The organism is Pseudomonas sp. DD1, from assembly GCF_044510355.1.
Taxonomy (GTDB): Bacteria; Pseudomonadota; Gammaproteobacteria; order Pseudomonadales; family Pseudomonadaceae; genus Aquipseudomonas; species Aquipseudomonas shahriarae.
This window is the reverse complement of the sequence record NZ_MSAJ01000039.1, coordinates 143,906-169,196: the sequence shown is the minus strand read 5'-3', so window position 1 is coordinate 169,196 and position 25,291 is coordinate 143,906. Positions and strand designations below refer to the sequence as shown.

At 59.2% G+C, this 25,291-nt stretch carries 30 protein-coding genes and 1 tRNA gene; 11 read left to right on the top strand and 20 right to left on the bottom strand.

The features are described from left to right. Positions 1-35: 35 nt before the first annotated feature. The 10 genes from iscX to trmJ form a co-directional block, all read right to left on the bottom strand. A complete protein-coding gene (gene iscX, locus PSFL_RS26625; protein ID WP_057437937.1) occupies positions 36-236 on the bottom strand; it encodes a Fe-S cluster assembly protein IscX in 201 nt (66 codons plus the stop codon). 14 nt (positions 237-250) lie between these two features. Then, complete coding sequence (fdx, locus tag PSFL_RS26620; protein WP_016977666.1) at positions 251-592, bottom strand: ISC system 2Fe-2S type ferredoxin; 342 nt, start codon at positions 590-592, stop codon at positions 251-253. Between the two features lie 3 nt (positions 593-595). Next, entirely contained in the window at positions 596-2,458 is a 1,863-nt protein-coding gene (gene hscA / locus PSFL_RS26615; RefSeq protein ID WP_057960568.1) for a Fe-S protein assembly chaperone HscA, read from the bottom strand. Positions 2,459-2,509: 51 nt separating this feature from the next. Beyond that, positions 2,510-3,031, bottom strand: coding sequence for a co-chaperone HscB (hscB, locus tag PSFL_RS26610; RefSeq protein WP_057437935.1), 522 nt, complete (start codon positions 3,029-3,031; stop codon positions 2,510-2,512). 8 nt (positions 3,032-3,039) lie between these two features. Beyond that, positions 3,040-3,363 carry an iron-sulfur cluster assembly protein IscA gene (gene iscA / locus PSFL_RS26605; protein WP_010565230.1) on the bottom strand — a complete coding sequence of 108 codons (324 nt, stop codon included), beginning with the start codon at positions 3,361-3,363 and terminating at the stop codon, positions 3,040-3,042. Positions 3,364-3,391: 28 nt separating this feature from the next. Further along, entirely contained in the window at positions 3,392-3,778 is a 387-nt protein-coding gene (gene iscU, locus PSFL_RS26600; RefSeq protein WP_028617851.1) for a Fe-S cluster assembly scaffold IscU, read from the bottom strand. A gap of 99 nt (positions 3,779-3,877) precedes the next feature. Then, positions 3,878-5,092: an IscS subfamily cysteine desulfurase gene (locus PSFL_RS26595; protein ID WP_057437931.1), complete on the bottom strand. Its 1,215-nt coding sequence runs from the start codon at positions 5,090-5,092 to the stop codon at positions 3,878-3,880. Positions 5,093-5,142: 50 nt separating this feature from the next. Next, a complete protein-coding gene (gene iscR / locus PSFL_RS26590; RefSeq protein WP_038446306.1) occupies positions 5,143-5,634 on the bottom strand; it encodes a Fe-S cluster assembly transcriptional regulator IscR in 492 nt (163 codons plus the stop codon). 299 nt (positions 5,635-5,933) lie between these two features. Then, positions 5,934-6,719 carry a serine O-acetyltransferase gene (cysE, locus tag PSFL_RS26585; RefSeq protein ID WP_057960569.1) on the bottom strand — a complete coding sequence of 262 codons (786 nt, stop codon included), beginning with the start codon at positions 6,717-6,719 and terminating at the stop codon, positions 5,934-5,936. A 2-nt stretch (positions 6,720-6,721) separates the two neighbouring features. After that, positions 6,722-7,492 (bottom strand): tRNA (cytosine(32)/uridine(32)-2'-O)-methyltransferase TrmJ, encoded by a 771-nt coding sequence (gene trmJ / locus PSFL_RS26580; RefSeq protein WP_057437929.1) that lies wholly within the window; start codon positions 7,490-7,492, stop codon positions 6,722-6,724. Positions 7,493-7,637: 145 nt separating this feature from the next. Between trmJ and suhB the strand changes: the two genes are divergently transcribed. Beyond that, positions 7,638-8,453 (top strand): inositol-phosphate phosphatase, encoded by an 816-nt coding sequence (gene suhB / locus PSFL_RS26575; protein WP_003175971.1) that lies wholly within the window; start codon positions 7,638-7,640, stop codon positions 8,451-8,453. Positions 8,454-8,657: 204 nt separating this feature from the next. Here suhB and PSFL_RS26570 read toward each other — a convergent pair whose 3' ends face one another. The 6 genes from PSFL_RS26570 to queA all read right to left on the bottom strand — a co-directional run bounded on the left by PSFL_RS26570 (position 8,658) and on the right by queA (position 14,731). After that, entirely contained in the window at positions 8,658-9,200 is a 543-nt protein-coding gene (locus tag PSFL_RS26570) for a glycine zipper 2TM domain-containing protein (protein WP_029298576.1), read from the bottom strand. Between the two features lie 123 nt (positions 9,201-9,323). Beyond that, entirely contained in the window at positions 9,324-10,238 is a 915-nt protein-coding gene (gene secF / locus PSFL_RS26565) for a protein translocase subunit SecF (protein ID WP_057437925.1), read from the bottom strand. A 9-nt stretch (positions 10,239-10,247) separates the two neighbouring features. Next, positions 10,248-12,116, bottom strand: coding sequence for a protein translocase subunit SecD (gene secD / locus PSFL_RS26560; protein ID WP_057437923.1), 1,869 nt, complete (start codon positions 12,114-12,116; stop codon positions 10,248-10,250). Positions 12,117-12,178: 62 nt separating this feature from the next. Continuing rightward, complete coding sequence (gene yajC / locus PSFL_RS26555; protein WP_003175975.1) at positions 12,179-12,517, bottom strand: preprotein translocase subunit YajC; 339 nt, start codon at positions 12,515-12,517, stop codon at positions 12,179-12,181. Positions 12,518-12,560: 43 nt separating this feature from the next. Then, the gene (gene tgt / locus PSFL_RS26550) at positions 12,561-13,676 is read right to left on the bottom strand and encodes a tRNA guanosine(34) transglycosylase Tgt (RefSeq protein WP_032858353.1); all 1,116 of its coding nucleotides are present in this window, start codon (positions 13,674-13,676) and stop codon (positions 12,561-12,563) included. A gap of 5 nt (positions 13,677-13,681) precedes the next feature. Continuing rightward, a complete protein-coding gene (gene queA, locus PSFL_RS26545) occupies positions 13,682-14,731 on the bottom strand; it encodes a tRNA preQ1(34) S-adenosylmethionine ribosyltransferase-isomerase QueA (protein ID WP_057437921.1) in 1,050 nt (349 codons plus the stop codon). 108 nt (positions 14,732-14,839) lie between these two features. Here queA and PSFL_RS26540 point away from each other — a divergent pair. From PSFL_RS26540 to PSFL_RS26520, 5 genes are all read left to right on the top strand, one after another. Next, a tRNA-Leu gene (locus PSFL_RS26540) sits at positions 14,840-14,924 on the top strand. Positions 14,925-15,017: 93 nt separating this feature from the next. Then, entirely contained in the window at positions 15,018-15,347 is a 330-nt protein-coding gene (locus PSFL_RS26535; protein WP_057437918.1) for a hypothetical protein, read from the top strand. 34 nt (positions 15,348-15,381) lie between these two features. Next, entirely contained in the window at positions 15,382-15,753 is a 372-nt protein-coding gene (locus PSFL_RS26530) for a PH domain-containing protein (protein WP_057437917.1), read from the top strand. A gap of 330 nt (positions 15,754-16,083) precedes the next feature. Next, positions 16,084-16,563, top strand: coding sequence for a hypothetical protein (locus PSFL_RS26525; RefSeq protein WP_057437915.1), 480 nt, complete (start codon positions 16,084-16,086; stop codon positions 16,561-16,563). A 12-nt stretch (positions 16,564-16,575) separates the two neighbouring features. Then, positions 16,576-16,818 carry a hypothetical protein gene (locus PSFL_RS26520; RefSeq protein ID WP_057437913.1) on the top strand — a complete coding sequence of 81 codons (243 nt, stop codon included), beginning with the start codon at positions 16,576-16,578 and terminating at the stop codon, positions 16,816-16,818. 433 nt (positions 16,819-17,251) lie between these two features. Here PSFL_RS26520 and PSFL_RS26515 read toward each other — a convergent pair whose 3' ends face one another. After that, positions 17,252-17,764: a type VI secretion system amidase effector protein Tae4 gene (locus tag PSFL_RS26515; protein WP_170060332.1), complete on the bottom strand. Its 513-nt coding sequence runs from the start codon at positions 17,762-17,764 to the stop codon at positions 17,252-17,254. A gap of 314 nt (positions 17,765-18,078) precedes the next feature. On the opposite strand from PSFL_RS26515, the gene psrA reads away from it, so the two are divergent. The 4 genes from psrA (at position 18,079) to phnX (ending at position 22,378) form a co-directional block, all read left to right on the top strand. Next, entirely contained in the window at positions 18,079-19,170 is a 1,092-nt protein-coding gene (psrA, locus tag PSFL_RS26510; RefSeq protein WP_170060331.1) for an iron-containing alcohol dehydrogenase PsrA, read from the top strand. A 92-nt stretch (positions 19,171-19,262) separates the two neighbouring features. Further along, a complete protein-coding gene (locus PSFL_RS26505; RefSeq protein WP_115127474.1) occupies positions 19,263-20,558 on the top strand; it encodes an MFS transporter in 1,296 nt (431 codons plus the stop codon). 37 nt (positions 20,559-20,595) lie between these two features. Further along, positions 20,596-21,468, top strand: coding sequence for a LysR substrate-binding domain-containing protein (locus PSFL_RS26500; protein ID WP_057437906.1), 873 nt, complete (start codon positions 20,596-20,598; stop codon positions 21,466-21,468). Between the two features lie 82 nt (positions 21,469-21,550). Further along, on the top strand, positions 21,551-22,378 hold the full coding sequence (gene phnX, locus PSFL_RS26495; RefSeq protein WP_057960578.1) for a phosphonoacetaldehyde hydrolase: 828 nt from the start codon (positions 21,551-21,553) through the stop codon (positions 22,376-22,378). 63 nt (positions 22,379-22,441) lie between these two features. On the opposite strand, the gene PSFL_RS26490 is transcribed toward phnX, so the two are convergent. Then, positions 22,442-22,825: a cytochrome c family protein gene (locus PSFL_RS26490; RefSeq protein WP_169960773.1), complete on the bottom strand. Its 384-nt coding sequence runs from the start codon at positions 22,823-22,825 to the stop codon at positions 22,442-22,444. 55 nt (positions 22,826-22,880) lie between these two features. Continuing rightward, positions 22,881-23,441, bottom strand: coding sequence for a hypothetical protein (locus tag PSFL_RS26485; RefSeq protein ID WP_081044300.1), 561 nt, complete (start codon positions 23,439-23,441; stop codon positions 22,881-22,883). Positions 23,442-23,619: 178 nt separating this feature from the next. Between PSFL_RS26485 and PSFL_RS26480 the strand changes: the two genes are divergently transcribed. Continuing rightward, positions 23,620-24,339 (top strand): SDR family oxidoreductase, encoded by a 720-nt coding sequence (locus PSFL_RS26480; protein WP_170060330.1) that lies wholly within the window; start codon positions 23,620-23,622, stop codon positions 24,337-24,339. A gap of 17 nt (positions 24,340-24,356) precedes the next feature. Here PSFL_RS26480 and PSFL_RS26475 read toward each other — a convergent pair whose 3' ends face one another. Next, the gene (locus PSFL_RS26475; protein WP_170060329.1) at positions 24,357-25,289 is read right to left on the bottom strand and encodes a hypothetical protein; all 933 of its coding nucleotides are present in this window, start codon (positions 25,287-25,289) and stop codon (positions 24,357-24,359) included. Positions 25,290-25,291 lie beyond the last annotated feature (2 nt).

Below are 25,291 nucleotides of genomic sequence, written 5' to 3'. Positions count from 1 at the left end.
GTTCTTGGGTATTGCCTAACTGCGTAAGGGAGGCTTCAGTCCTGTTCTTCTTTCCAGGCAGTCTGGATCGCTTCGAGAACCTTTTCACCACCACGATCCCGCTCGTCTTCGAACCCTGGCAAAGCCATGACCATGTCACGCAAAGCTACAAAGTTCACCGAATAGGGATCCGTATCCGGATGGCCGTCGGCCAGCAGAATAGCGATTTCTTGCACATCAACCCATTTAAGACTCATGACACTTCCTTGAATCAGTGCGGCGCTTCGGCGGCATGGTTGAGCGAATACTTCGGAATTTCGACGGTGAGGTCTTCTGTCCCCACCTTGGCCTGACAGCTCAGGCGCGAAGTCGGTTCCAGGCCCCACGCCCTATCAAGATAGTCCTCTTCCAGCTCATCAGCCTCTTCGAGACTGTTGAAACCTTCACGGATAATGCAGTGACAGGTGGTGCAGGCGTTAACACCACCACACGCACTCTCGATCTCGATATGGTTGTCATGGGCAACTTCGAGAATGGACTTGCCGGTCTCAGCCTCCACGACCATACCGTCCGGGCAATGCTCGGCGTGTGGCAGAAAAATGACCTGTGGCATCAGTTATTCCTCGATTTCATTCAGGTTGCGTCCCGCCAGGGCGGCTTTCACCGTCTGGTTCATACGACGGGCGGCAAAGGCATCGGTTACTTGTGAAAGGCGCTTGGTCTGTTGTTCGATGGCATAGCCATCGGTGCCTTTCATCAATTGGGCCAGTTCCTGCATCTGCAGGTCGATGACCAGACGCTCTTCAGCATCCAGCAGGCGCTCGCCGTCGGCCTCAAGGGCGCCCTGCACCGCTTCAAGCAGGCGCTGGGCATCGACTTGCTGCTCACGCAACACCCGGGCGACCTTGTCATCACCGGCGTACTGGAACGAATCCTTGAGCATCTTGGCGATTTCGCCGTCAGTCAGGCCGTAGGACGGCTTGACCTGGATGCTCGCCTCAACGCCCGAACCCAGCTCGCGTGCTGCCACGCTGAGCAGGCCGTCGGCGTCAACCTGGAACGTCACGCGGATCTTCGCCGCACCCGCGACCATGGCCGGGATACCGCGCAATTCAAAACGCGCCAGGGAGCGGCAGTCGCTGATCAGCTCGCGCTCGCCTTGCAGCACATGAATCATCATGGCCGTCTGGCCATCTTTATAAGTGGTGAAGTCCTGGGCGCGGGCGACGGGAATGGTGGTGTTGCGCGGAATCACCTTCTCCATCAGGCCGCCCATGGTTTCCAGGCCCAGGGACAACGGAATCACATCAAGCAGCAACAACTCGCCGCCATCGCGCTTGTTGCCGGCCAGGGTATCGGCCTGGATCGCGGCACCGATGGCCACCACCTGATCCGGGTCGATTTCGGTCAGCGGCTGGCGGCCGAAGGCGTCGGCTACCGCTTCGCGAACCCGTGGCACACGGGTCGAACCGCCAACCATGACCACCGCGCCAACTTCTTCCAGTTCGATGCCGGAATCACGTACGGCGCGACGGCAAGCCTTCAGACTACGGGCGACCATTGGCTCGATCAGCGCATCAAAGGCTTCACGGGTCAGTTGGGCCGACCAGGAGCCGTAGGAAACTTCAACAGATGCGGCGTCAGTCAGCGCTTCCTTGGCGGCGCAGGCGGTTTGCAGCAGGTTACGCTGCTCGCCCGGATCCAGGTCGGCGGACAAACCGGCACTGGTGATCATCCAACCGGCAATGGCGTGGTCGAAGTCATCCCCACCCAGGGCACTGTCGCCACCGGTGGCCAGCACTTCAAACACACCGCCAGTCAGGCGCAGAATCGAAATATCAAAGGTGCCGCCGCCCAGGTCATAGATAGCAACCAGGCCTTCAGCGTGCTGATCCAGGCCATAGGCCACAGCTGCCGCCGTCGGCTCGTTGAGCAGGCGCAGCACGTTCAGACCGGCGAGTTTCGCCGCATCCTTGGTGGCTTGGCGCTGGGCGTCATCAAAATAAGCCGGGACCGTGATGACCGCGCCGACCAATTCGCCACCCAAGGTAGTTTCCGCACGCTGGCGCAGCACCTTGAGGATATCGGCCGACACTTCCACCGGGCTTTTCGGCCCCTGCACGGTGTCGATGAACGGCATATGGGATTCGCCGCCGACAAAGCGGTACGGCAGTTGGTCGCCCAATTGCTTGACGTCGGACAGCCCACGACCCATCAAGCGCTTGACCGACAGTATGGTGTTCAGCGGGTCGGCAGACGCCGCCAACCGAGCGGACTCGCCCACTTCGATGCGGTCAGCGTGATAGCGCACGGCGGATGGCAGGATGACCTGGCCATCAGCATCGGGCAGCGGCTCGGAGAGACCGCTGCGCAGTGCGGCGACCAGTGAATTGGTAGTACCCAAGTCGATGCCAACCGCCAGGCGACGCTGGTGCGGTTGAGGACTTTGGCCGGGTTCGGCGATCTGCAGTAGAGCCATGGTAATCAGGTCTTATCTGTCTATCAGGCGTGCAATCTGTGCAGCACTGGGTTAATCGTCGAGGCGCTCTTCTAGCTGGCGCACTTCGTAAGTGAGCTTGTCGAGGAACTGCATGCGCCGCATCAGGCGTTCGGCCTGTTCACGTTGCGCCGCATCGTCCCAACAGGCTGCGAAGCTTTCGTTGAGTTCATCCTGGGCCACTTTCAGACGCCGCTTGAAGACCGCGACGCCAGCCAGATCGGCCTCGTCCTGCAAGTCTTCAAGCTCTTCACGCCACTGCATCTGCTGCATCAGGAAATCGGGGTCATGGACCGTGACTTCCAGCGGCATTTCGCCACCACCCATGGCGAGCAGGTAACGCGCGCGTTTGGGAGGGCTTTTGAGCGTCTGATAGGCTTCGTTGAGGCTGGCTGACTGCTCCAGCGCCAGGCGCTGCTCACGCTCGGAAGCGTCGGCAAAGCGATCCGGATGCACCCCACGCGCCAATTCACGGTAGCGCGTGGCAAGCTGCTCGAGGTCCAGCCGAAAGCTCGGCTGCAGCTCGAATAAAGCGAAATGACAAGGAGTACCCACAAATAGCCTCAGATGTTGAAGCTTTCGCCGCAGCCACACTCACCGCGTACGTTGGGGTTGTTGAACTTGAAGCCTTCGTTCAACCCTTCCTTGACGAAATCGAGTTCGGTGCCGTCCAGGTAGGTCAGGCTTTTCGGGTCGATGATCACTTTCTCGCCGTGACTTTCGAACACCTGATCTTCCGCAACCACCTCGTCGACGAACTCCAGCACGTAGGCAAGGCCGGAACAGCCTGTGGTGCGCACACCCAGACGAATCCCCTCACCTTTACCGCGCCCATCCAGGGAGCGTCGCACGTGCCGCGCAGCCGCTTCTGTCATGCTGATAGCCATCGTTGACTCCTTACTCGTCGCCAAATGCTTAGATCAAGCCTTTCTTCTGCTTGTAATCGCGAACGGCCGCCTTGATGGCGTCCTCTGCAAGTACCGAGCAGTGAATTTTCACGGGCGGCAGGGCCAGTTCTTCTGCCAACTGGGTGTTGCTGATAGTGACAGCCTCATCCAGGGTCTTGCCTTTCATCCATTCGGTCGCCAGGGAACTGGAGGCGATGGCTGAACCGCAGCCGTAGGTCTTGAACTTGGCGTCTTCGATAACGCCAGCGTCGTTGACCTTGATCTGCAGGCGCATAACGTCGCCGCACGCCGGAGCGCCGACCATGCCGGTGCCCACATCAGGATCTTCCGCGTCCATCTTGCCGACGTTGCGCGGGTTTTCGTAGTGGTCGATGACCTTTTCGCTGTAAGCCATGGTACTGAATCCTCACTCATCAGGGCCGCTCTGGAACCCTGTAGAAACGCCTGCGTTTTCCGCCACGTTCCTACAGAGCTTGGGTGGCGGCTTCTATATTTAGTGTGCCGCCCACTCGATCTTGGAAATATCGACACCGTCTTTGTACATGTCCCACAGCGGCGACAGAGTGCGCAGCTTGGTGACCGCTTCGCAGACTTTCTGCGCTGCGTAGTCGACTTCTTCTTCGGTGGTGAAACGGCCGAACGTAAAGCGGATCGAGCTGTGCGCCAACTCGTCGTTGCGGCCCAGGGCGCGCAGGACGTAGGACGGCTCGAGGGAAGCCGAGGTGCAGGCCGAACCGGACGAAACCGCCAGATCCTTGAGCGCCATGATCAGCGACTCGCCCTCGACGTAGTTGAAGCTCAAATTCAGGTTGTGCGGCACACGGGCGGTCATGCTGCCGTTGATGTACAGCTCTTCAAGGTTCTCGACCTGCTTGTAGAAGCGATCGCTGAGGGCCTTGATGCGCACGTTTTCGGCAGCCATGTCTTCTTTGGCTACACGGAAGGCTTCGCCCATGCCGACGATCTGGTGGGTCGCCAGGGTGCCCGAGCGCATGCCGCGCTCGTGACCGCCGCCGTGCATGGTGGCTTCGATACGGACGCGAGGCTTGCGGCTCACGTACAGCGCGCCAATGCCTTTAGGGCCGTAGGTCTTGTGGGCCGAGAACGACATCAGGTCGACTTTCAGCTTGGACAGGTCGATATCGACCTTGCCGGTGGACTGGGCAGCATCGACATGCAGCAACACGCCTTTGGAGCGGGTCAGCTCGCCGATGGCGGCGATGTCGTTGATGGTGCCGATTTCGTTGTTCACGTGGATCACGGAAACCAGGATGGTGTCTTCACGCATCGCGGCTTCGATCATTGCCGGGGTGACGATACCGTCGGTGGTGGGCTCGAGGTAAGTAACCTCGAAACCTTCACGCTCCAGTTGGCGCATGGTGTCGAGGACAGCCTTGTGCTCAATCTTGGTGGTGATCAGGTGCTTGCCCTTGGTCGCGTAGAAATGCGCGGCGCCCTTGATTGCCAGGTTGTCGGACTCGGTGGCACCGGAGGTCCAGACGATTTCACGCGGGTCGGCATTGACCAGGTCGGCGACCTGGCGACGAGCGTTTTCCACCGCTTCCTCGGCCTTCCAGCCGAAAACATGGGAGCGGGAGGCCGGGTTGCCGAAGTTTCCGTCAACCAGCAGGCATTCGCTCATCTTTTGCGCGACACGCGGATCAACCGGGGTGGTCGCTGAGTAATCAAGGTAAATCGGCAATTTCATGGACTTTCTCCTAAATCAGGCTGGCTGGCGTGCCGTTAGCTCTTCGGCTGTCACTCGACGGCGGACGCTTCAATCTTGTCCAGACGCGGCACCTTGGTGTTGCATCGGCGCTGGTCCTGACGCTGGGCTACTTCCTGCACCTCACGGCGAGTCACAAGATCAGCCAAGCTGATACCACTCAAAAACTCATGGATCTGCAGGCTCAAGTCACACCACAAGTGGTGTGTCAGGCAGGTGTCGCCGGCATGGCAATCACCCAGGCCCTGGCATTTGGTAGCATCGACGGACTCATTGACCGCGTCGATCACCTGAGCCACCTGGATGCCCTGCATATCGCGGGACAACTGATAACCGCCACCCGGACCACGCACACTGGAAACCAGGTTGCTGCGGCGCAGCTTGGCGAACAGCTGCTCAAGGTAAGACAGGGAAATGCCTTGGCGCTCGGAGATATCGGCCAGGGACACCGGCCCGTTTTGCGCGTGCAGGGCCAGATCGAGCATGGCGGTCACCGCATATCGGCCTTTTGTAGTCAGTCTCATGGACAAGTACCAAGGTGTTTCAGAATGGGAGCAAGTATGCGATTCCCGAGTATTTAAGTCAACTATAAGACCTAGTACTTTAGTCAGGAATACCCGTAAAAAGGGCGCGCGAATCATAGCAGGATGGGGTGGAATCGAACAGCAGGAACAGGGCCAGGGCTCAATCTCAAGACCAATGGAGATCAAATGGGGGAGCTGGCTTGCCTGCGATAGGGGTGGATCAGCAGCCCAAGGGGTGACTGGCAGACTGCTATCGCAGGCAAGCCAGCTCCCACAGGGCATTTTATCGGACTTAAAACCTAACCAGCCTTGGTGGCACCGGCCTCATCCTTGATCTCGGCGAAGTCCTCTTCGCGCAACTCAGGGAGATCTTTCGCACAGTAAGGACTACCCAGATCCTTCAGCGCGCCGCACATGCCATCCAGCTTGCCATCCACCGCCTGCAGGTGGTCGAGCAACTGGCCGATGGCGCGAGCCACCGGGTCCGGCATGTCTTCGCTGACGCCATAGGCGTCGAAGCCGATCTTCTCGGCCATGGCCTTGCGCTTGGCCTCCTGCTCATCGCCGACTTCCGGCTTGACGATGATCCGCCCAGGAATGCCCACCACGGTTGCGCCCGGAGGCACCGCCTTGGTCACCACCGCATTGGAACCAACCTTGGCACCGGCACCCACGGTAAACGGCCCCAGCACCTTGGCGCCCGCCCCCACCACTACGCCGTTTTCCAGGGTTGGGTGACGCTTACCCTTGTTCCAGGTGGTACCGCCCAGCGTCACGCCTTGATACAGGGTCACGTCATCACCAATTTCGGCGGTCTCACCAATAACGATGCCCATGCCGTGGTCGATGAAGAAGCGACGACCGACCTTGGCCCCTGGATGAATCTCGATCCCGGTCAGCCAGCGACCAAAGTTCGACACCAGCCGCGCCAGCCACTTCCAGCCCATGCCCCACAAGGCACCGGACAAGCGGTGAATCCAGATCGCGTGCATACCCGGGTAGCAGGTCAGCACTTCAAAGGCGTTGCGCGCCGCCGGGTCACGGTGGAAAACACTCTGGATATCTTCTCGCAAACGCTCGAACATTTTTAATCCTTCCGCTTAAGAAGCTCGCCACGGGCCGCTTTCTGGGTTTCCGTGAGGATGCCACGCAATATATTCATCTCTGCCCGGCTGACCGAGCTACGCCCATAAAGCCGGCGCAGGCGCGCCATCAAGTGCCGCGGCTTTTCCGGATCAAGGAATTCGATGGCCACCAGGGTTTGCTCCAGGTGCTCATAGAACCGCTCCAGCTCATCCATGGTGGCCAATTCACCACTTTTGGTGGATGCGACCTCGTCCTTCTCCATCTTGCTCGGCTGGCCTTGTGCTGCCAGCCAGGCCATGCGCACTTCATAACTCAACACCTGCACGGCTGCCCCGAGGTTCAGCGAGCTGAATTCAGGGTCTGATGGAATGTGCACGTGATAATGACATCGCTGCAGTTCGTCATTGGTCAGGCCGGAGTCTTCACGGCCAAATACCAGAGCGATTTCAGCACCGCCAGCAGCCTCTTCGACCACTTTGGTCCCGCACTCGCGGGGATCGAGCAGCGGCCAGGGGATGCGCCGGTCACGAGCGCTGGTGCCAAGCACCAGGTTGCAACCGACCAGGGCGTCTTCCAGGGTGGCGACGACCTGGGCTTTTTCCAGGATGTCATTGGCGCCTGAGGCACGAGCGTCGGCTTCGTGGTGCGGGAACACCCGTGGCTCCACCAGCACCAGGCGCGTCAGCCCCATGTTTTTCATGGCCCGCGCCACCCCGCCGATATTGCCGGGGTGACTGGTATTGACGAGGACGACACGAATGTTTTGCAGCAAGGGAGGCGCTCTCGGACATGGGAAAGGGGGGCAAATATTACAGAACAGCCTAAGGTTATGCCATGAAAGCGAACGTCGTCCTTCACCTGAAGAAAGTTTCTGCTAGAATGCCCGGCTTTCTTTAACAACCTTAGGTGACACATCCATGCAGCCCATGCTGAATATCGCGCTGCGCGCCGCCCGCAGCGCCAGTGAATTGATCTTCCGCTCCATCGAGCGCCTGGATACCATCAAGGTCGACGAAAAAGACGCCAAGGATTATGTATCCGAGGTGGATCGCGCCGCCGAACAGAAAATCATCGACGCCCTGCGCAAGGCCTACCCTACCCACGGCATCCTCGGTGAAGAAACCGGCCTGCATAAAGGTAGCGGCGAAGGCGAAGACTACCTGTGGATCATCGACCCACTGGACGGTACCACCAACTTCCTGCGCGGCATCCCACACTTTGCCGTGAGCATTGCCTGCAAATACCGTGGCCGCCTGGAACACGCCGTCGTGCTGGACCCGGTTCGCCAGGAAGAATTCACCGCCAGCCGCGGCCGTGGCGCCCAGTTGAACGGTCGTCGCCTGCGTGTCAGCGGTCGCACCAGCCTGGACGGCGCCCTGCTGGGCACCGGCTTCCCGTTCCGTGACGACCAGATGGACAACCTGGAAAACTACCTGGGCATGTTCCGCGCCCTGGTTGGCCAGACCGCCGGCATCCGCCGCGCCGGCGCCGCCAGCCTGGACCTGGCATACGTTGCCGCCGGTCGTTTTGATGCGTTCTGGGAGTCGGGCCTGTCCGAGTGGGACATGGCCGCAGGCGCCCTGCTGATTCAAGAAGCCGGCGGCCTGGTGAGCGACTTCACCGGCGGTCACGACTTCCTGGAGAAGGGTCACGTGGTAGCAGGCAACACCAAATGCTTCAAGGCAGTCCTGACGGCGATCCAGCCGCACCTGCCGGCTTCGCTGAAGCGTTAAGCGAGCGAGCACAAAAAAAGCACCCCTCGGGGTGCTTTTTTTATGCCTGGGATTTGGGCATGCCTCGCTTTCAGCGACAACACAAATCAAATGTGGGAGCGGGCTTGCCCGCGATAGCGGAGTGCCTGGTTAGACACATTTGACTGATTCACCGCCATCGCGGGCAAGCCCGCTCCCACATTTTGAGCTGCGCCAGGCTTGGGATTACTGTTGATTTTGGCCCAAGATCAAACGCCCTTCTTTATCCACTGGGATCTGGCTACCCGGATCACGCTCCATGCGCACCGATCCTTCCTTGCCATCCAGGTTGTAACGCACGTCATACCCGACAACCTTGTCGCTGATGTCGTTGACGGTATTACAGCGCGTCTGGGTGGTGGTGTAGGTATCACGGTTCTGCATGCCTTCCTGAACCTTGTTACCGGCATAACCACCACCGACTGCGCCGGCTACGGTGGCAATCTTCTTGCCTGTACCGCCACCGATCTGGTTACCCAGCAGGCCACCTGCCAGGGCGCCGACCACGGTACCGGCGATTTGATGCTGATCCTGCACCGGACGCTGCCGGGTTACGGTGACGTCCTTGCAGACCTCACGCGGGGTTTTGATCTGGGTCTTGACCGGCTGCACTGCCAGCACTTGCGCATACTCAGGGCCGCTTTTTACCAGGCTGTAGGTGGCGACAGCACCCCCGGCAGTCACACCGACAGCACCCAATACCGCACCAACCAGTAACGACTTGTTCACGTGAACCTCCTGACCATCACAAGCGGACTGAAACGTCCGCGCTATACCCAGCCTTGGAGCAAAAAAAAAGGCGCGAGTTCAATACTCGCGCCTTCTTTGTAACAGCCGATCAACAAGCACCCATCAAGGGCGGTCGTCGATCTCCTTGTCTGTCGCAACAGGAGGAATCAGGTCTTCGCTGTTGAGGTTCAGCCAGATCAGCACCACGTTGGCGATGTAGATCGACGAGTAGGTGCCTGCCAGGACGCCGATGAACAGCGCCAGGGAGAAGCCCCACAGGTTGTCGCCACCGAAGATCATCAGTGCGGCAATCGCCAGCAAGGTGGAGATCGACGTCGCCATGGTACGCAGCAGGGTCTGGGTGGTGGAGATGTTGATGTTCTCGATCAACGTCGCCTTGCGCAGCACCCGGAAGTTCTCGCGAACCCGGTCGAATACCACGATGGTGTCGTTCAAAGAGTAACCAATGATCGCCAGCACCGCCGCCAATACCGTCAGGTCGAAGGTGATCTGGAAGTACGCCAGGATACCCACGGTCACGATCACGTCGTGGATCAGCGAGACAATGGCACCGACGCCAAACTTCCACTGAAAGCGGAACGCCAGGTAGACCATGATGCCGGCCAGCGCCATCAGCATGCCGAGGCCGCCCTGGTCGCGCAGCTCTTCACCCACCTGCGGGCCGACGAACTCGACGCGCTTGACCGAAGCCGGGTTGTCGCCACCGACCTTGAGCAAGGCCTCGGCCACCTGGTGACCCAGTTGCGGGTCTTCACCGGGCATCCGCACCAGCAGGTCGGTGGTCGCACCAAAGCTCTGCACGATCGCCTCGTTATACCCGGCCTCGTTCAGTTGGGCACGCACCTTGGTGACGTCGGCCGGTTTCTCGTAGGTCAGCTCGATGAGCGTACCGCCGGTAAAATCCAGGCCGTAGTTCAACCCCTTATGGAACCAGCTGAACAGCGCCAGGACGGTAAGGAGCACAGTGACGCCGAACGCAACGTTGCGAACGCCCATGAAGTTGATTGTACGTAACATGGCAGCCCCTTAAATCCACAACTTCTTGAAGTCACGCCCGCCAAAGATCAGGTTGACCATTGCGCGGGTCACCAAAATGGCCGTGAACATCGAGGTAAAGATACCGAGGGACATGGTCACCGCAAAACCCTTGACCGGGCCGGTGCCCATGGCAAAGAGAATCCCGCCGACCAGCAATGTGGTCAGGTTGGAGTCGAGAATCGCGGTAAATGCCCGGCCGAAGCCTTCGTTGATTGCCCGCTGCACGCTCATGCCCGCCGCGATCTCTTCACGAATCCGCGAGAAGATCAGCACGTTGGCGTCTACCGCCATACCCATGGTCAGCACGATACCGGCGATACCCGGCAGGGTCAGTGTAGCCCCCAGCAGCGACATCAGGGCCAGCAGCATCACCATGTTGCCCGCCAGGGCTACGGTGGCGATGACGCCGAAGAAGCGGTAGATGGCAATGATGAACAGCGAAACGAACAGCATGCCCCACAGCGCTGCATCGACACCCTTGGTGATGTTGTCAGCACCCAGGCTTGGGCCAATGGTGCGCTCCTCGGCGAAGTACATCGGTGCGGCCAGGCCACCGGCACGCAACAGCAGCGCCAGTTCGGAAGACTCACCCTGGCCGTTCAGGCCGGTGATGCGGAATTGAGCACCCAGAGGCGACTGGATGGTCGCCAGGCTGATGATCTTCTTCTCTTCCTTGAAGGTCTGTACCGCCACGTCTTTCTCGACGCCATTGACCATTTGCTTGGTGTAGGTGGTCACCGGGCGTTGCTCGATGAAGATCACCGCCATGCTGCGACCGACGTTGCTGCGCGTGGCGCGGTTCATCAGTTCGCCACCATGACCATCCAGACGGATGTTCACTTCAGGCGTGCCGTGCTCGCCGAAACCAGCCTTGGCATCCGTCACCTGGTCACCGGTGATGATCAGGCTACGCTCGATCTGCGCGGCCGGGCGGTTGCCCTCGCGGAACTCGAAGGTTTCGGAAGTGGCCTTGGAAGCACCCGGTTCGGCCGCCAGGCGGAACTCCAGGTTGGCAGTCTTGCCGAGGATGCGCTTGGCTTCAGCAGTATCCTGCACGCCCGGCAGCTCAACCACGATGCGGTTGGCACCCTGGCGCTGAACCAGAGGCTCGGCCACACCCAGCTCGTTGACGCGGTTACGTACCGTGGTCAAGTTCTGCTTGATGGAGTATTCACGGATTTCCGCCAGCTTGGCCGGGGTCATCGCCAGACGCAGTACCGCCTGACCATTGAGGTCGGCCGGAACAATGTCGAAATCGTTGAAGCTTTTGCGGATCAGTGCACGGGCCTGTTCGCGGCTTGCTTCGTCAGCAAAACCCAGCTGGATGGCACCATTGAGCTGCGGCAGGCTGCGATAACGCAGGCGCTCTTTACGCAGCAGGCTCTTCACATCGCCTTCGTAGACTTTCATGCGTGCGTCGAGGGCTTTGTCCATGTCCACTTCCAACAGGAAGTGCACACCACCGGACAAGTCCAGACCCAGCTTCATGGGATGCGCGCCAATGCTGCTCAACCATTTTGGCGTGGTCTGAGCCAGGTTCAGTGCAACGACGTAGTCATCACCCATGACCTTGCGCACAACATCCTTGGCCGGCAATTGGTCTTCTTGCTTGGTCAGGCGCAGCAAACCGCCCTTCGCATCAGCTGCCAATGTTGCCGCTTTAACCTGGATACCCGCGTCGATGAGCGCCTTGCTCGCACGGTCCAGGTCAGCCTGATTGACCTGCAGCGAAGTGCTGGCACCGGTGATCTGGATCGCCGGGTCATCAGGATAGAGATTGGGAGCGGAATAAATAAAGCCGATCGCCAGCACCGCCAGGATCAGTACGTATTTCCACAGAGGGTATTTGTTCAGCATCACGCCGCCCGCTTATGACGCGGGGCGCCTTGCGCGCCCCGTCGATTGGTAAAAGTTGTTACTCAGATCGCTTTGAGCGTGCCTTTTGGCAGCGTGGCGGCGATGGCGCCTTTCTGGAACTTCATTTCAACGGTGTCGGAGACTTCCAGTACCACGAAAGCATCGGAAACCTTGGTGATCTTGCCAGCGATACCGCCGGTGGTGACCACTTCGTCGCCTTTTTGCAGGCTACCCAGCAGGTTTTTCTGCTCTTTGGCGCGCTTGGCCTGTGGGCGCCAGATCATCAGGTAGAAGATGACCAGGAAGCCGACCAGGAAAATCCACTCGAAACCACCGCCCATAGGACCGGCAGCGGCCGGTGCAGCGGCGTCAGCCATAGCGTTAGAGATAAAAAAGCTCATTTAGCACTCCAGTTGCAAATAGTGAATCTTAGGGTCGGGAAACTCAGTCCAAGGGCGGCACGGGCAGCCCGCGCTTGGCATAGAAGGCATCGACAAAGGCGGCCAATGTACCCTGTTGAATAGCCTCGCGCAAACCAGCCATCAGGACTTGGTAGTGACGCAAATTGTGGATGGTATTCAACATGCTACCCAGCATTTCCCCGCATTTGTCCAGATGGTGCAGATAAGCACGGGAGAAGTTCTGGCAGGTGTAGCAATCACAGGTGGGATCCAGCGGCGAATCATCATGGCGATGGAACGCGTTACGGATCTTCAGCACGCCTGTATCAATGAACAGATGCCCATTGCGGGCATTACGGGTTGGCATCACGCAATCGAACATGTCCACACCGCGGCGCACACCCTCTACGAGATCTTCTGGTTTGCCAACGCCCATAAGGTAACGAGGTTTGTCAGAAGGCATCAGGCCTGGCAGGTAGTCCAGCACCTTGATCATTTCATGCTTGGGCTCGCCCACCGACAGACCGCCAATGGCCAGGCCATCGAAGCCGATCTTGTCCAGGCCTTCCAGCGAGCGCTTGCGCAGGCTTTCGTGCATACCGCCCTGGACGATACCGAACAACGCCGCCGTGTTGTCGCCGTGGGCATTCTTCGAGCGCTGGGCCCAGCGCAACGACAGCTCCATGGAGATCCGCGCCACGTCTTCATCGGCCGGGTACGGCGTGCACTCGTCAAAAATCATCACAATGTCGGAGCCCAGGTCGCGCTGGACCTGCATCGACTCTTCCGGACCCATGAACACCTTGGAACCGTCCACCGGCGAGGCGAAGGTCACGCCCTCCTCCTTGATCTTGCGCATGGCGCCCAGGCTGAACACCTGGAAACCACCGGAGTCAGTGAGGATCGGGCCTTGCCACTTCATGAAGTCATGCAGGTCGCCGTGCTTCTTGATCACTTCCGTGCCCGGGCGCAGCCACAGGTGGAAGGTGTTGCCAAGGATGATCTCGGCGCCGGTGGCGACGATGTCACGCGGCAGCATGCCCTTGACCGTGCCGTAGGTGCCGACCGGCATGAACGCCGGGGTCTCCACGGTACCGCGAGGGAAGGTCAGGCGGCCGCGACGGGCCTTGCCGTCGGTGGCCAATAATTCAAACGACATACGACTCATAGTTGTTCCTCTGGGCCGCGCGGCGCCGGATTACGGGTGATAAACATCGCATCACCGTAGCTGAAAAAACGGTATCCATTGTCAATGGCGGCGTTATACGCGGCCATTGTTTCGGGATAACCCGCGAAGGCCGACACCAGCATCAACAGCGTGGATTCCGGCAAATGGAAGTTGGTGACCAGGCAGTCGACCACATGAAACGGCCGGCCTGGGTAGATAAAGATGTCGGTGTCGCCACTGAACGGCTTGAGCACGCCATCGCGCGCCGCGCTCTCCAGGGAGCGCACGCTGGTGGTGCCCACTGCGACCACCCGCCCACCGCGCGCCTTGCAGGCGTTGACCGCGTCCACCACGGCCTGGCTGACTTCCAGCCATTCGCTGTGCATATGGTGATCTTCGATGTTCTCCACACGCACCGGCTGAAACGTCCCGGCCCCCACGTGCAGGGTCACATAGGCAGTCTCGACACCCTTGGCGGCAATCGCATCCAGCAGCGGCTGGTCAAAATGCAACCCGGCCGTCGGCGCGGCGACGGCGCCGAGGCGTTCGGAGTAAACCGTCTGATAGCGCTCGCGGTCCGAGTCTTCGTCGGGACGGTCTATATAAGGAGGCAACGGCATATGGCCGACACGCTCCAGCAGCGGCAGCACTTCCTCGGCAAACTTGAGCTCGAACAGCGCGTCATGGCGCGCGACCATCTCGGCCTCGCCACCGCCATCAATCAGAATGCTCGACCCCGGTTTCGGCGACTTGCTGGAGCGCACATGGGCCAGCACACGATGACTGTCCAGCACCCGCTCGACGAGGATTTCCAGCTTGCCGCCGGAAGCCTTCTGGCCAAACAGCCGCGCCGGAATCACCCGGGTATTGTTGAAGACCATCAAATCGCCTGGGCGCAAATGCTCAAGCAAATCAGTGAATTGACGGTGTGCAAGGGCACCGCTGACCCCGTCCAGGGTCAACAGTCGGCTGGCGCGACGCTCGGCCAAAGGGTGGCGGGCGATCAGCGAATCCGGGAGTTCAAAAGTAAAGTCAGCAACGCGCATGATGGGGTTCGTCTAGCAGGGCCTGGAAGTCTAGCGGAAATAGTGAAAATAGACCATGAAACGTGATTGACCAACGGTAATCACCTCTCTATACTTCGCCGCCATTGAGCCCTGATGGCGGAATTGGTAGACGCGGCGGATTCAAAATCCGTTTTCGAAAGGAGTGGGAGTTCGAGTCTCCCTCGGGGCACCATCTTAAAAAAGACCTTGAAATTCAAGGTCTTTTTTTTCGCCTGCAGAAAAGTGATCATCGCCCACCGCACCAGATAGTAGAGGTACCAGGACCATGGAATTGACACTCGAAGCCGTTGCTCTGTTCGCCCTCAAACTGGTGCATGAGACGGAAGATGGCAGCCCGATCCTGCGCGACGATCTGGTCATGGATGGGTATGAGCGGGAGGTGTTTGGGTTGTTGGTGCGCACTGGCGACCTGACAACTATCCAACGCAAGTTGGATGAATGCATGAAGTTGGCCCTGGAGACGTTGGGGGGTGCCAACACGGTCATGGGCCGTGAGCTGCAAAAGCTGGCGGCTGAAGTCCAGCAAGCCTCGACGCTGGAGGAACTAAAGACCCCGCTCGACGCACTTATGGATTACCTCAAGGCCATCTTGTAACGCACCCTCCCTGCCCCACCACAAGGACCGCCCAATGATCGACTTCAACAACAAAGGCTTCTTCAAGCTCAAGCAAAACAATGAATACGCCGAACGCGTTGCATCCCTGCTGCTCGATGACGAACAGGTAGTAGATGCCTACAAAGCCATGCGCGACGGCGTAGTGTTTACCACCAAGCGCATCATCGCCGTAAACGTGCAAGGCATCACCGGCAGCAAGAAGGACTTCACTTCCCTGCCGTACAAAAACATTGTCGCGTACTCGGTGGAAACCTCCGGCACGTTCGACCTGGATTCGGAGTTGGAGATCTACTTCTCGTCATTGGGCAAAGTGAAGTTCGAGTTCACGGGCAAGACCTCGATGGTGGAAATCTCCAGGCTGATTTCCAAACACCTGCTGGGTTGATCGGCCGTTAAAAACCAAGGTCTTTTTACCGCAAGCCGTGTGATTCAGCGGCTGTACGCCATCAAATGTGGGAGCTGGCTTGCCTGCGATAGCGCCCACCCCGGCACCATCGAACTACCCGTCTGCAGCAACTCTCTCACCCAGCGCTCCAGGTCCTTCCTCGGTCAACCATACCGATTTGTTCCGGTTCACCGGATCACAGATGCCAGCCCTGCTCATGCAATCAACACCTTACGGCGGGCAACGCACCTTGCCAGGCAGGTGAAATGATTTGAATCCAGCGCGCGCCTTCTAGACAATCCCCACCTTTGGCTCGAAAGGATGCGTGCAATGAAGTTCGAAGGGACTTTCCAATACATGGGCAATCACGGGATCGTGTTCAACGTCTCGCAGATCACCCTTACCGACAGCGAGCGCGGACGCCTGGGCGAGTTGCATTTTGGTGAAGCGAAAAGCGCCCACTATGAGGTCAACCGCAAGGTCGTCGAGGTGTACGACAAGATGCTGGCCAAGAACCTGCCGTGCCTGATGATGATCGGCATCTCCAAGCCGCTGACCCGGCAACAGGGCGATGTTCTCAATGCCCAACGCACCAAGATCGCTAACCTCGCGGCCTCGGCATTCGCTGGCGCCACCTCTTATGTAGCCTCCCCCTACGTGGGTGCCCCTGTCGGCGCCGGTGTGCGCATGTATGTGAATGAAACCCTGCCCACCTATCATGCAGGCGACATACTGGTCAGCATCGAGGCGCAGGTGAATGGCGGTATCGGCCCACAACGTAGCGCCTCGACACTGATCATCAAGACCTGACGGGAGAAACACATGTCTGACATTACCCAGTTGGTCATTGCCCTGGTGCTGTTCTTTCTGCTCGATCGGTTTCTGAAGTCGTACCCACTTCGCAAATGGCTAGGGGTGCTGCTGGTAGCGATCGGAGCGGTCGGCTGCGTGGCTGCAAGCCAAATCCGTTTGTTTGGGTTTGACCTGGGGCTGCTGTCGATCTTTGCCGTTGCACTGGGGGTGGGGTTGTTCCTGAAGCGGCGGCGGTTCGAACAGAGGGGGTGAAGGTGGCAGGAATTTGCGCTGATTAGCGCCCAAAAGCCCCAGCAGTAAAAAGGGGACGGACTTGTTTGAAAATAGATCCGTGCCCTTTTCCTGATCAGGATGCAGCACTGCAGATCGGGATTGCCTGCCAATCAACGGATACATTTATTCCCAGCGGGGCCTGAAGTATTCAGGAGCAAGCCAAAAAAGAGGTTCCTAGAGCTGGGCTCCTAACCCCGAAGCAAACGCCGACGGAACCAAACAACTCCAACTAACATTGAAACCCCAACTACCACCCCATTCCCTAACAACCAAATCCCAAAATTCCGACTCTGGTCCGCATCATTCTCGTAAAACGGCCCAAAGTAAGCCGAAGCCGCTACAACCAACCCGTTAAACACCGCAACCGCCACAGCCACCACCAACGCTACAAATAACATGCCCTTAACTACCGTCATAAAACCTTCCAAAACCAAATCTCCCTGGACTCGTGATAATCCGAGAACGTCCCCTCAATCGAAAACCCAAGTTGAATACGCGGGTAGCTCAACCAATCCGTCAACCGCCGCCCATTCCACAGATCAATGTGATCACCACTGCGATTGCCAAATGTCTCGCTCCCCCGGCGCCAAAAGTCCTTGAAGAAAATGATGCCTCGCTGCCCTTGCAGCTCATCCTCAAAACCTTCGGGTGTGACCTTTCTCATTCGTTGCAAGCCGAGAATGTTCGTACCGCTTAATGCTCTGGCCATTTCTTCTGCTGCCAGTACATGGCCCTCAGCCTTGGGATGCTGCCAACAATAGCGCACGCCTCTTAATTTGCTCAGATCAGCGCCTGATCTGCGCAGTGCAACACCAAGGTTGATCGCGCATTGATCACTGAAGTTTTTGGCACCGTTGGTCCGGCATGGCGCTGCGTCTCCATAGATCTGCGGGTGGTTTTTCCATAGGGAATCGAAAGTGAGCATTCCGCGTCTCCATCGCGTATTTTTCACGCAAAAGTAGCAAACGCAGTGCTGCCAAAGACGGGGCTACATGAAAACAGGAAAGATCCTACCAGCACGCAACGTTTAGGACAGAAAAGCAGCGGCGGTAAGCTTAGAGCTCGTATCGGCGTGGTCGTGGCAAAGACCCAACCACGCCAAGGCAGGCACTTGCCCTTGACCATCCTACATCTCATATCGGCCCAGCCAATCCATCCCCCCAATCTATCGATTTGAGCTCTCCCCCACCCTCCCCGACTATTGGCGCCACTTCCAACAACAAAAACCAGGAACACGCCATGACTGCCCGATTCCATAACCCGGTAGACACCCGCTTCGGCTGGGGCTGCCTGCAAGACCTGGCCAGCATCACTGCGCAGCAGACCGTCGCTCTCGTCACCTTCCCGGAGGCCCGTGGCCTGGGCTTGGTCGAGCGGATCCAGGGATTGCTGGGCGAGCGTCTGGTGTATGTCGTCGAGGATGTGCAGCCCAATCCCGATGTCGCGCAATTGCGTGAAACCTACGAGCGTTTCTGGCTGCAAGCCGGGGATTGCGATGTGGTGCTGGCCGTCGGTGGCGGCAGTGCGATTGATACGGCCAAGGCGCTGATTGTCGGCACTGAGTCCGGGCAGTTCGATGAATTACTGGGATTGTTGGCGACCGGCCAGCCGTTTGTGCCGGCGCACTGCAAAACCTTGATCGCTGCGCCGACCACGGCGGGCACCGGCAGTGAGGTGACGCCCTGGGCGACGATCTGGGATTCGGCCAGCCACAAGAAGTATTCCCTGCACCTGGATTGCACCTGGCCGAAGGTGGCGATTGTCGACCCACAGTTGATGCTGACCGTACCGGCCGGGGTCACGGTGTCGACGGGGCTGGACGCCTTGTCCCACGCGCTGGAGGCGATATGGAACATCAATGCCAATCCGATTTCGGACACGTTCGCGGTATCGGCCATCGAGGACATCCTGGAATGCCTGCCATCGCTGCGGCGCGACCTCGGTAATCAGGAGTTGCGCTCGCGCATGGCCTTGGCCGCGCTCAAGGCCGGCCTGGCGTTTTCCAATACCAAGACTGCGCTGGCCCACTCCATTTCCTACGAGATGACCCTGCACCACGGCCTGCCCCATGGCATCGCCTGCTCCTTTACCTTGCCGCTGGTCCTTGGCTTGGCGTGGGGACATGACGCGGCGCGGGATCGCACCCTGCAACGGGTGTTCGGTGATGACCTGGACAAAGCCCAGACCCGGTTGCGCAACTTCCTGCATAGCCTGGAGGTAAAAACCGAGTTTGCCGATTACGGCGTCACGCCCACCGAGGCCGCCGCGATGATCCGCTTCGCCCTGCAAGGTGCACGCGGCAAAAACTTTATCGGTTCGAAAGCCGCCTAGGCTCAACGCAATTCAGTCTTTCCTCTTGCACCTGTAAAGGGTGCCACCCCGTCGCTGCGGCTTCGGGGGCGAATAACAATAAGGAAAACATCATGAATCGTGCACAAACCCTGCCTGCCCCTGCCGTTCGCTCGGCGTCGTTCCGTTTTGCCCAGTGGCGCATGCTGCTCGCGGCGATGTTTTGTTACCTGTTTTTCTACACTGGGCGCCAGACCTTCGGCTTCGCCATCCCGGGAATCCAGGCCGAGTTCGGCCTGACCAAGGAAGTGCTGGGCTGGATCTCGGCCGCCATGCTCTGGTCCTATGCCATCGGCCAGGCGATCAACGGCAACCTGGCCGATAAGTTCGGCGGACGGCGCATTATGACCCTGGGCGCGGTGCTGTCCTGTGGCGCCAACTGGGTCACCAGTTTTGCCAGTGGTTTTGCCGGGTTGATCCTGCCGTGGGGCATCAACGGTTACTTCCAGGCCCTGGGCTGGGCGCCGGGCAGTCGCTTGATCTCCAACTGGTGGAGCGCCAGCGAGCGCGGCCGGGTCTATGGCTTCTACGTGTTCGCCGCCGGCTGCGCGTCGGTGCTGTCCTATGTGACCTCCATCGTGGTGTTGGAGGTGCTGCAACTGGAATGGCGCTGGATCTTCCGCCTGCCGGTCCTGTTGATGTTGGCCGGGGGTATCCTGTTTTACCTGGTGGCCCGTGAGCGCCCGCAGGACCTGGGCTTCGAACCCCTGGCCGATACCGGCGTGGCCAACGCCGAGGACAAGGGCCATGAAGTGGCCCACGGCGAAGAGGAAACCTCGGCCCAGCGCTACAAGGCGGTGCTGAAAAACGCGCGCCTGATCATTGCCGCCGTGTCCCTGGGTTTCCAGAACGCTGCGCGCTACGGCCTGATCGTGTGGGTGCCAGTGCATTTCCTCGGCGCCAACTGGAAAAGCGGCGACAGCATGATCGATCCAAAGTGGATCACCGTCGCCCTGCCGGTGGGCATGGCCGTCGGCGCCCTGAGCAATGGCTGGGTGTCGGACAAGCTGTTCGGCTCCAAGCGCTACCTGGCGATCATGCTCTATATGTTCCTCGGCGCCGCGACCAGCCTGTGGATGTGGAGCCTGCCGCCCCATAGCGCGGTCGGCCTGGTGGCGCTGTTTCTCTGCGGGTTCTTTGTCTACGGCCCGGCGTCCAGCTTCTGGGCTTTGTGCCCGGACCTGGTGGGTGCCAAGCGCGCAGGCACGGCCACGGGTGTGATGAACTTCTCGTCTTATCTATTCGCCGGCCTGGCAGAACCGCTGATCGGCAGTATGCTCGACAGTACCGGCAATACGTCGCTGATCTTCATCGTCGTCACCTCGGCCTGCCTGTGCAGCGCGGTGGTGGCCCTGTTTATCCGCCGTTGATGACCCGGCTCGGCTGATCCCTGGAACAGGATGTGTTATGTACCAGTACCACAAGTGGCTACGGTCCTTTCATGCGGTGGCGAAGACCGGCAGTTTCACCCTCGCCGCCGAGTACTTGAGCGTCGGCCAGCCGACTGTCAGCGAACAGGTCAACGGCCTGGAAAAGCAGTTCTCGGTGGAGTTGTTCCACCGCCGTGGGCGCTTTATCGAGATGAGCTCGGCCGGCCATGCGCTCTACGGGATCACCCAGGGCCTGTTCGGCCAGGAGGATGAGGCCATGCAACTGCTGCACAGCTTCAAGCAGCGCAAGACCGGGATGTTGCGCCTGGGCGCTGTTTCGCCGCCCATTGCCATGAACCTGACGTACGAGTTGATGCAGCGCCACCCGGATATCACGCTGGAGACCTCGTTTTCCCCGGAGAAGGAGACCCTCGACCGCCTGTTCAATTTTGATATCGACGTGGCAATCCTGGCCCTCTCGGAGTTTGACCAACGCTTCGATACGCAGCTGTACCGGCGTTACCCGATCATTGCGGTGGTGCGCGACGACCATCCCTGGGCTGCGCAGAAAGAGGTACACGTCGAGCAGATCAGCCAGGAGCGTTGGGTCATGCGCGAACGCAGCTCGCGCACCCGGCAACTGGTGGAAGAAAGCTGCAAGCGCCTGGGGGTGGACCTCAACTGCGTGATGCAGCTCAACAGCCGCGAAGCCATCGTGCATGCCATCGCCAAGGGTATCGGCATTGGCTTTGTATCGGCGGTGGAATACGCCGAAACGCCGGGTACCACACCGATCACCTTCGTCGACCACCCGTTTTCCATCGACTACCACCTGTGTTGCCTGGGCATCCGGCGCAACCGACCGATGATCGCCGAACTGTTCGAGGCCAGCCCCATACCGGCTACCTGATTCGCTTCACCCTTTTGCACTCAACCGGCTTACCTCGTGAATCGAGGGACGGCCTGCTCATACCCGAAAATGGAGATTGATCATGCATTACCAACAACCTTCTACGTTGCAAGCCGTGGTCCTGGACTGGGCCGGCACCGTCGTCGACTTCGGCTCGTTTGCGCCCACGCAGATTTTCGTCGAGGCCTTTGCCGAGTTCGGCGTCGCCGTGTCCCTGGAGGAAGCCCGCGGGCCGATGGGCATGGGCAAGTGGGATCACATCCGCACCCTGTGCAATCAGCCGCAGATTGCCGAGCGCTATCGTGCGGTGTTCAACCGCCAGCCGACCGACGCAGACGTCACCGCCCTGTACGAGCGTTTCATGCCGTTGCAGATCGAGAAAATCGCCCTGCACTCGGCAGTGATTCCCGGTGCGCTGGAGGCGATTGAAACCCTGCGCGCCAAGGGTTTGAAGATCGGCTCGTGCTCGGGCTACCCGGCGGTGGTGATGGCCAAGGTAGTCGAGTTGGCGCGGCAAAATGGCTATGTGGCCGATCATGTAGTGGCCACCGACGAAGTGCCCAACGGTCGCCCGCATCCGGCCCAGGCCCTGGCCAATGTGATCGCCCTGGGCATCAGCGATGTGGCGGCGTGCGTCAAGGTCGATGACACCTGGCCGGGAATCCTGGAAGGACGCAGTGCCGGCATGTGGACAGTCGCCCTGACCTGCTCGGGCAACGCACTGGGGCGGACCTACGCGCAATACAAGGCGCTGCCGGCCGAAGAACTGGCGCAGGAACGCGAGCGTATTACACAGATGTTTGAAGGGTCACGGCCGCACTACCTGATCGACACCATCGTCGACCTGCCGGCAGTAATCGACGATATCAATGCGCGACTGGCACGCGGGGAAACACCACAAGGCAGTTGAAATCGCTGCCAATCCTGCAGGAGCCGGTTTGCCGGCTCCTGCAATGGATTTGGGTGTATCGCGCTATTGCGCCTGAAAGGTCTCCAGATAGGTCAGCAGGTTCTCGATCTTCTGCTGATCACTGATCCCCCAGAAAATCATGCGGGTCCCGCTCACCACTTTTTTCGGATTCTCGATATAGGCCGCGAGGGTCTCCCGCGTCCACACCACGCCCGAATTTTTCATCGCGGCGGAATACTGATAGTCCGCCGTGGTGCCCGCCAGCCGCCCGATCACCCCATTGAGCTGTGGCCCAAAGCCGCCACGGGCGTTCAGCCCGACACTGTGGCAACCGCCACAGGTCTTGGCGAACAGCCGGCCGCCTGCCTCGGCATCGCCTGCTGCCACCGCCGACGTGTTGAAAAGCATGGCCGTGAGTAACAGGGTCAGTAAGGCAGCGGGTTTCATCAGGGGCTCCAGGTCACGGGCTTCAGGCGGTAGAGGCGGCAATTATGCCTGCGGTTTACTTGTCCTCGTCCACGTTATTGAAGCGTGCCCGGTTGATCTGCCAAGGCAGGGCTGGCTGTGAACGGATTTTTTTATGTTTGCCACGGCTGAAAAAGTGCGTTTGCAGTTCCAGGAAGTGCCGGTCGCGCCCTACCGACTCAAAGGTTACGACAAAGAAAACCAGCGGTGTGCTGGCCTTGGCCCAGAGCTTGGACGCCTTCTCGATGGCTTCGGGCAAATGGCTTTTGGTGCTGTAGGACACGAAAGTGGAGAACGCCGCCTGTTCATGGTTTTTAAACAGTTTGCTGATTTCATCCACTTTGTCGTTATGGGACTGGACCCACTCCCATTCGACGTTGGACAGGATGCTCTTGTCGGGATATTTCAGGACCGCATCGGTACGCCCGCCCTGTTCGAAATAGGCACGCGCGCCGAGCAATTTCGCGCACTCGCGCATCACCAGCCCCACATGAATCGTCCACCCGGCACGGTTGGTGACGGCATCCACCTCCACCGGAAAATCCTGGTACCACAGGCAATTGAACAGGGTGATGAAGTCGCGTTCGATCCGTTTCATTTTTACTTCCTTAGCGTCGACTGGACGAATGGCAAAGAGCCATCACTCTAAATCAACTGAAGGCAAATCGCTCCCGCTGTCTGGCAAAACATTTGGACACAGCCATTTAATTGCCATCACTCCCGCCCTCTGTTTGCATGCGCACTTTCCATCAGCGCGTCAGTTCAAGGAGAGATCAATGAGAACCATGGTGGTCGGTGCAAGCAAAGGTTTGGGCAGGGCATTTATGGAAGGCTTGGGCGGCGTGGGGGATACCTTGATCGGGGTCTCGCGCAGCCGTCCTACAGGCTTGATATCCAGCAGTGGCGCCGAAGTGTCATGGGTGGAAGCCGACCTTGGCCAGCCGGCGCAAGCCGCACAGGTCATCGAGCAGGCGGTGGCACAGGACGGCCTGGATACGCTGATCTATAACCTGGGTATCTGGGAAGAACAGGCGTTCGATGAGGCCTACAGCTTCCTCAAGGATGAAGACACGCAGTTGGAAGCCATTGTCAGCTGCAACATCACCGCCCCCTTGCTGCTGATCAAGCGCCTGCTGCCCGTGCTGTTAAAAAGCCCCAACCCACGCATCATCTTTACCGGCTCTACCTCAGGTCTGCCACAGAGTGGGCGCCCGGAAGTGACGTTCGGCGCGTCGAAGTTCGCCTTGCGCGGCATGGCCGATGCCTTGCGTGAAGGTTATCGGCACCAGCGCCTGGGCGTGACCTGCCTGAACCTGGGCTACCTGAATACAGAGGATCCATTGAGCACCTCCCGCCTTGAGGCCGAGCAGCGTGGCGACGGGCAGTTGATCCCGGTACACGACGTGGTGCAAGTGGTGCGCATGGCCTTGAGCCTGTCATCGGCCAGCTTTGTCAAAGAGCTGACTTTGCCAGCCCTGCTGGACGAACGCTTCTGACGGAACAGGCCGAATCTTCAGACAGCCAGATAAAGCGCCATCAGGCACAACGGCACCAACACCAGCCCCAGCAGCATCATGAACACCACACTCATGGCGTTGGTCCGGGGCGTGCCGACGTGGCTGACAAAGCCCATGCACAACCGTCGCAACAGCTCCGCGCCTCGGGCGAATTGATAGACCACGCCGATGGTGAGCAGCGAGAGGGTTCCGGTCGCCGCGCAGTAAAACAGGATCGGCTCGGGCATGAAGTAACTGGAGATAAAACCTTCGGAGGTGGCATAGATAAACGTCACGGGCTGAAACAGCGCGATCGAATACAGCACATTGCGCAACGGGTTGAACGCGATCGTCGGCCGCACTTCGTCAGCGGGCAACATGGCGTACAGCTCGTTCATGTCCGACCAGCGAAACCAGTAGACCGCCACACTGAACAACAGGTAGGCCAAGGCAATCGTCGCCGAAAAGCACCCCAGGAACTGCCACGAACCAAACCCGCGACGCGTTCCCACGTTGATGCTCCATTTGGTCAACTGGATGGTCACGCAGTCGATCACCATCGCCACCAGCAGCCCCTTGCCGTAGAAGTCCTGGATGGCTTGCAGCACATTCGGCGGCGGCGGAACATTGAACACGTGCTCGGGATTTTTAAACAGGTAGAGATCCAGCAGCCACACCACAAAAAACACCAGCGACACGAGCAAGGTGTACAGCGGGATACTGATCAGTTGGCGCCGGGCGAGGTACGTTTGCCCGAACACCCGTTGGAAGAGGTTGGCCCACAACTGGGCGATCCCGATAAAGCGGTCGCGGCCAAGGCTCATGCCGCCCAAGGTCTTGAGTATTTCCAGGCGGCTTTTCTGGGTGGTAAACGCGACGGCGACCAATACCCCGGTACACCCGAACAACACGGTGGCAACGACGATCAACGCCCCAATCAGTTCTTTCACAC